The organism is Rhodococcus sp. IEGM 1409 (genome assembly GCF_030056735.1).
In the GTDB taxonomy this organism is placed as follows: Bacteria; Actinomycetota; Actinomycetes; order Mycobacteriales; family Mycobacteriaceae; genus Rhodococcus_F.
This window is the reverse complement of the sequence record NZ_JASHKN010000004.1, coordinates 239399-246215: the sequence shown is the minus strand read 5'-3', so window position 1 is coordinate 246215 and position 6817 is coordinate 239399. Positions and strand designations below refer to the sequence as shown.

General features: G+C 62.5%; 7 protein-coding genes. All 7 read right to left on the bottom strand.

Features of this window, described 5'->3' with window-relative positions; all coding sequences use genetic code 11:
• Positions 1-112: 112 nt before the first annotated feature.
• Positions 113-535, bottom strand: a complete 423-nt coding sequence (locus tag QM716_RS13945; RefSeq protein ID WP_003944963.1) for a metal-sulfur cluster assembly factor — start codon at positions 533-535, stop codon at positions 113-115.
• Complete coding sequence (sufU, locus tag QM716_RS13940; RefSeq protein WP_095970173.1) at positions 532-1035, bottom strand: Fe-S cluster assembly sulfur transfer protein SufU; 504 nt, start codon at positions 1033-1035, stop codon at positions 532-534. The genes QM716_RS13945 and sufU overlap by 4 nt, the downstream gene beginning before the upstream one ends.
• A gap of 3 nt (positions 1036-1038) precedes the next feature.
• Complete coding sequence (locus QM716_RS13935) at positions 1039-2304, bottom strand: cysteine desulfurase (protein ID WP_283304666.1); 1266 nt, start codon at positions 2302-2304, stop codon at positions 1039-1041.
• Between the two features lie 5 nt (positions 2305-2309).
• A complete protein-coding gene (sufC, locus tag QM716_RS13930; protein WP_283304665.1) occupies positions 2310-3125 on the bottom strand; it encodes a Fe-S cluster assembly ATPase SufC in 816 nt (271 codons plus the stop codon).
• A 33-nt stretch (positions 3126-3158) separates the two neighbouring features.
• The gene (gene sufD, locus QM716_RS13925; RefSeq protein ID WP_283304664.1) at positions 3159-4379 is read right to left on the bottom strand and encodes a Fe-S cluster assembly protein SufD; all 1221 of its coding nucleotides are present in this window, start codon (positions 4377-4379) and stop codon (positions 3159-3161) included.
• Positions 4379-5839: a Fe-S cluster assembly protein SufB gene (gene sufB / locus QM716_RS13920; RefSeq protein WP_283304663.1), complete on the bottom strand. Its 1461-nt coding sequence runs from the start codon at positions 5837-5839 to the stop codon at positions 4379-4381. The genes sufD and sufB overlap by 1 nt, the downstream gene beginning before the upstream one ends.
• 155 nt (positions 5840-5994) lie before the next feature.
• Positions 5995-6741: a helix-turn-helix transcriptional regulator gene (locus QM716_RS13915; protein ID WP_076948451.1), complete on the bottom strand. Its 747-nt coding sequence runs from the start codon at positions 6739-6741 to the stop codon at positions 5995-5997.
• Positions 6742-6817 lie beyond the last annotated feature (76 nt).

Genomic DNA, 6817 nt, shown 5'->3' with positions numbered 1-6817 from the left:
TGAATATCATGGCTAAAACGGCCCTATATAACAAACCGAAGCGCCGGTACCCGACGAACGGGTACCGACGCTCCGATGAGATCTATTCAGTTGATCGTACTGAGATTACTTGTCAGACGGTGAAGCCGAGTGCGCGCAGCTGCTCGCGTCCGTCTTCGGTGATCTTGTCCGGTCCCCACGGCGGCAACCACACCCAGTTGATCTTCATGTCGGTACACAGATCGCTACGCACCAGTGCGCCGCGCGCCTGGTCCTCGATCACGTCGGTCAACGGGCACGCCGCCGACGTCAGAGTCATGTCGATCGTGACGACGCCGTCGTCTTCGAAGAGTCCGTAGACCAATCCGAGGTCGACGACGTTGATTCCCAGTTCGGGGTCGACGACGTCGCGCATCGCTTCTTCGAGTTCGTCGAGCCGCTCAGGCGACGGGACAGTTCCACTGCCCTGTGCGCCACCGAATTCCGCAGTCGAATCGGGATTCGGATTCACCGGAGCGCCGACCTCGGCGTCCTGCACTGGTTGTGTCTCGGTCATGATCCCTGTCCTTCAGTCGTGTCGACCAATTCACTGCTGCTGTCCGCCGTCGTGACAGCACCGCCGTCGACAATCTGGACTACAGCATCCTTGAATGCCATCCATCCGAGCAAGGCGCACTTGACGCGTGCCGGGTACTTCGAGACACCGACGAACGCGATGCCGTCGCCGAGGACGTCCTCGTCCCCCTCGACGGTGCCTCGACTGCTCACCATCTCGTTGAACGCCGTCACCGTCTTCAGTGCGTCGGTGACCTGCATCCCGATGACGAGGTCGTTGAGTACTGACGTAGACGCCTGGCTGATCGAACAACCCTGCCCGTCGTACGAGACGTCGGAGACGGTTCCGTCCTCGGAGATCTGGACGCGCAACGTCACCTCGTCGCCACACGTCGGGTTGACGTGGTGCACCTCAGCGCCGAACGGCTCACGGAGTCCGCGGCCGTGCGGATGTTTGTAGTGATCGAGGATCACTTCCTGATACATCTGCTCCATGCGCATGATTCAGTTCAACTCCCCTGCGACACCGAAAAATTCCTGCGCACGCTTGATCGCCGCTACGAGGACGTCGATTTCCGCGGTGGTGTTGTAGAGCGCAAACGATGCACGGGCAGTCGCAGCCACGCCGAACTTACGATGCAGCGGCCACGCGCAATGGTGGCCGACGCGGATCGCGACGCCCTCGTCGTCGAGGATCTGGCCGAGGTCGTGGGCGTGAATACCGTCCACGACAAAGGAAATCGCGCCGCCCCGGTTCTCGGACGTCTGCGGTCCGATGATGCGCAGACCTTCGATCGCCGACAACTTTTCGAGAGCTGCCTCCACCAACACGTGCTCGTGCGCGGCGACGGCGTCCATCCCGAAGTTGTTCAGGTAATCGACGGCAGCGCCCAGTCCGACCACCTGTGAGGTCATCGGAACGCCGGCCTCGAAACGCTGAGGCGGCGGCGCGTAGGTGCTGACCTCCATGGTGACCGTCTCGATCATCGAGCCGCCGGTGATGAACGGAGGCATCGCTGCCAGCAGTTCACGACGGCCGTAGAGAACTCCGACACCCGAAGGGCCGAGCATCTTGTGGCCGGAGAATGCCGCGTAATCCACTCCCAGTTCGTGGAAGTCGACTGCCATGTGAGGCACCGACTGGCACGCGTCGAGCACGACAAGTGCACCGACGGCGCGTGCTCGTCGCACCAATTCCTCAACCGGTGCGATCGCACCGGTCACGTTGGACTGGTGAGTGAACGAAACGACCTTCACCGCGTCCGTCAACTCCAGCGAATCGAGATCGATCCGGCCGTCGTCGGTGACGCCGTACCACTTGAGCGTCGCACCGGTTCGGCGCGCAAGTTCCTGCCAGGGAACAAGGTTGGCGTGGTGTTCGAGTTCGGTGATGACGATTTCGTCGCCAGGACCGACGTGACGGTCGAAGCGATCGTCACCGAGAACGTAGGTCACCAGATTCAGGGCCTCGGTGGCGTTCTTGGTGAACACCAACTCGTCCGAATCCGCACCCACGAAGGAAGCGATGGTGGCGCGCGCATTCTCGTACGCGTCCGTCGCCTCTTCTGCGAGCTGATGAGCACCCCGGTGTACTGCCGCGTTACACGTGGTCAGGAAGTCCCGTTCGGCGTCGAGAACCTGGACCGGACGCTGCGAGGTAGCGCCGGAATCCAAGTACACCAAGGGTTTTCCGTCGCGCACGGTCCGCGCCAGGATCGGGAAGTCGGCCCGAACCGCTGTGACGTCGAGCTCGCGCACCGAGGTGGTCATCGTGATTACGCTCCCTGGGTAGCTGCGGTGTCCGCGGTGAAACGAACGTAGCCGTTGGTCTCGAGCTCGTCGGCCAGCTCCGGTCCACCGGACTCGACGATACGGCCGGCGACGAACACGTGGACGAAATCGGGGTTGATGTAGCGCAGGATGCGCGTGTAGTGCGTGATCAGCAGAACTCCGCCGTTCTCGCGCTCCTTGTAGCGGTTGACGCCTTCGGAGACGGTGCGCAGAGCGTCGACGTCGAGGCCGGAGTCGGTCTCGTCGAGGATCGCGATTTTCGGCTTGAGCATGCCCAACTGCAGGATCTCGTGGCGCTTCTTCTCTCCACCGGAGAAGCCTTCGTTGACCGAGCGCTCGATGAACGAGGGGTCGATTTCGAGCTCACTGAGGGCTTCCTTGACTTCCTTGACCCAGTGGCGCAGCTTGGGAGCCTCGCCGCGCACTGCCGTAGCGGCGGTGCGCAGGAAGTTGGACATGGAAACGCCGGGAACCTCGACGGGGTACTGCATCGCCAGGAAGAGTCCGGCACGTGCACGCTCGTCGACGCTCATCGCGAGGACGTCTTCACCGTTGAGGGTGATCGAACCGGAAGTGACCTGGTACTTGGGGTGACCGGCGATGGCGTACGACAGAGTCGACTTGCCGGAGCCGTTGGGGCCCATGATCGCGTGTGTCTCGCCGGAGCGCACCGTCAGGTCGACGCCATTGAGGATCTGGATGGGCTCGGCGTTGGCGTCGGAGTTGGCAACCTCGACGTGCAGGTCACGAACCTCGAGGACCGAGATGGCCGGTGTGGTGTTGTTGTCACTGGTAGACATGAAATTCCTTCAAGATGAGAAGTATAAGGGCGGTCAGGAGCCGACTGCTGCGAGTTCGGCTTCGACCGCAGCTTCGAGGCGATCGCGCACCTCGGGAACAGCGATCTTGTTGATGATTTCGTGGAAGAACCCACGTACGACCAGACGACGCGCCTGATCCTCCGGGATACCGCGAGCACGCAAGTAGAACAGCTGCTCGTCGTCGAAACGTCCCGTCGCACTTGCGTGGCCGGCTCCGACGATCTCACCGGTCTCGATTTCGAGGTTCGGAACCGAGTCGGCGCGGGCGCCGTCGGTGAGCACCAGGTTGCGGTTGAGCTCGAACGTGTCGGTGCCCTCCGCTGCAGCGCGGATGAGAACGTCGCCGATCCACACGGTGTGCGCGTCGGGCTTGCCGGATCCCGGATCGCCCTGAAGCGCACCCTTGTAGACCACGTTGGACTTGCAGTTGGGCTGCGAATGATCCACCAGCAGACGCTGTTCCAGGTGCTGGCCGGCGTCGGCGAAGTACAGGCCCAGCAGTTCCGCGTCGCCGCCCGGTCCGTCGTACTTGACGGTGGCGGAGAGGCGAACCAGGTCGCCGCCCAGGCTGATCGAGGTGTACCGGAGCACTGCGTCGCGGCTGAGGCGAGCGTGATGTGACGTCACGTGAACTGCGTCGTCCGCCCAGTCCTGAATGGCCACCACGGTCAGCTGCGAGCTGTCACCGAGAACGAATTCGATGTTCTCCGCGAAGGTTCCGCTGCCGCGCTGATCGATGACGAACGTCGCCTTGGCGAACTGCGCCAGACGAATCTGGGTGTGTCCGTAGGCGACGTTGTCGACTCCGGGGCCGGTCATGGTGACCACGACGGGCTTCTCGACCTCGACCTCGGCGCCAACCGAGATGACCGTCGCAGTCGCGAAACTCGAATACGCCTGCGCTGCAATGCGATCCGCAGGAACGCCAGCCTTGCCCAGACGCTCGTCGTCACGGCCGACGGTCTCGACGGTGATGTCGCTGCCACCGTCCACCTCGACGGTGACCTGAGCGTTGGCAACTGCGCTGCCGTCGTGCAATCCGCGCAGACGACGCAGCGGGGTGAACCGCCAGATCTCGTCACGTCCGCCCGGGACCTCGAATGCGTTGACGTCGAACGACGAGAACTGCTCGCCCTTGTTCGTGATGGGTGAGCCTGTGGCTGCACCCTTTACAGGAGCGGTCGGGTTCTCCCCGGCAACGGCTCCGATGACTCCGGTCTCTGGCGTGGTCACTAACCCACAGCCCCTTCCATCTGAAGTTCGATAAGGCGGTTGAGCTCGAGCGCGTACTCCATCGGGAGTTCCTTCGCGATGGGCTCGACGAATCCACGCACGATGGTGGCCATCGCCTCGTCCTCGGTCAGTCCGCGGCTCATCAGGTAGAAGAGCTGATCGTCACTGACCTTGGAAACCGTGGCCTCGTGACCCATGGTGACGTCGTCCTCGCGGATGTCGACGTACGGGTAGGTGTCGCTTCGGCTGATCTGGTCGACGAGCAAAGCGTCACACTTGACGGTCGACTTGGAGCCGTGGGCACCCTTGTTGACCTGCACCAGACCGCGGTACGACGCGCGTCCACCGCCGCGGGCGACAGACTTGCTGATGATGGTCGACGACGTGTGCGGCGCGAGGTGGAGCATCTTGGCGCCGGTGTCCTGGTGCTGGCCCTCGCCGGAGAACGCAACAGAGAGAACCTCACCGCGGGCGTACTCACCCATCAGCCAGACGGCCGGGTACTTCATGGTGACCTTGGAACCGATGTTGCCGTCGATCCACTCCATCGATCCACCGGCTTCGACCTTGGTGCGCTTGGTCACCAGGTTGTAGACGTTGTTGGACCAGTTCTGGATGGTCGTGTAGCGGCAGTGGCCGCCCTTCTTCACGATGATCTCGACTACGGCCGAGTGCAGTGAATCGGACTTGTAGATCGGTGCGGTGCAACCCTCGACGTAGTGCACGGAGGCATCTTCGTCGACGATGATCAGGGTGCGCTCGAACTGACCCATGTTCTCGGTGTTGATGCGGAAGTACGCCTGCAGCGGGATGTCCACGTGGACTCCCGGCGGAACGTAGATGAACGAGCCACCCGACCACACAGCGGTGTTGAGCGCGGAGAACTTGTTGTCGCCGGCCGGGATGACCGATCCGAAGTACTCCTTGAACAGCTCCGGGTGCGTCTTGAGGCCGGTGTCGGTGTCCAGGAAGATGACGCCCTGCTGCTCGAGATCCTCACGGATCGAGTGGTAGACGACCTCGGACTCGTACTGAGCTGCGACGCCGGCAACCAGGCGCTGCTTCTCCGCCTCGGGGATGCCGAGCTTGTCGTACGTGTTCTTGATGTCCTCGGGCAAGTCTTCCCACGACTCGGCCTGCTTCTCGCTGGACCGGACGAAGTACTTGATGTTGTCGAAGTGGATGCCTTCGAGGTCGGAGCCCCAGTTCGGCATCGGCTTCTTGTCGAAGGTGCGCAGAGCCTTGAGGCGGATGTCGAGCATCCACTCCGGCTCGCTCTTCTTCGCGGAGATGTCCCGCACGACAGCCTCGGAGAGTCCGCGCTGGGCGCTGGCTCCGGCTTCGTCGGAATCGGACCAGCCGTAGCCGTAATGACCGAGGGACGCGATGGCCTCTTCCTGCGTGAGCGGCTCGGTGCCTGCAGCTGCAGTGGTAGTCGCCTGGTCTGATGTGACGGTCATGCGAGCTCCTTCCGGAGTCTTGTTTCTTGACGGCTGCTCGGATTCAGCGAGGGCTGGTCGCTGCGGTCGAGCAGTTCTGACTTTGAAGAACTAGCTGAAAAATCTCTCTTCGAACGCTGCTCTGGGGCAACGCTCTGTAGAACGCTGTGGTCCGGTCATCTACTCCCGGTGGACACGAGGGGCACGTGCGTCGTGCAGGCGCAGTCACCGTTGGCGATGGTCGCCAGACGCTGGACGTGCGTTCCGAGCAATTGCCGGAATGCTTGCTGCTCTGCCTCGCACAGTTCCGGAAACTCTTCTGCCACATGGGAAACCGGGCAGTGATGCTGGCAGATCTGCACGCCGTTGCCGACCGGCCGGGTCGACGCTGCGAACCCCACCGCGTTGAAGGCTTCGGCGATTGCGTCCGCTGTCGCCTCGACGTTGTCCACATCTGTCGGATCAGCCGGTTCGACGTCTCCGACGATCGCCTGCACCCGGCGCTTGGCGAACTCCTCGATTGCCGCGTCCCCGCCGATTTCACGAAGTTGCCGCATCGCGGCTCCTGCCAGATCGTCGTAGGTATGACCGAGGCGCCCGCGACCGGTCGCGGTGATCTGGAACTGTTTGGCGGGTCGACCGCGTCCGCGCTGGCGCAGCGACGCCGCAGAAGCGGTACGGGCTTCGCCGGACTCGATCAAGGCGTCCAAGTGACGTCGGACACCTGCGGCACTCAAACCGAGGCGTGTGCCGATTTCGGAGGCGGTAATGGGGCCTTCTTCGAGTAGCAGCTTGACCACTGCGGCCCGGGTCTGGCCTTCGACGCTCACCGTCACCGGATTTGCGGCAGCACTCGGCGAGGTCGCTACAGTGGGCTGACCTGCAACTTCCTTGCTTCGAGGGTCTGACGCATTTCTTTTCACAACACAAGTGTGACCGAATTCCTTTCGCAGGTCTACTAAGGGCAACCTGCATTACATTCGGGAATATCCGGACAAC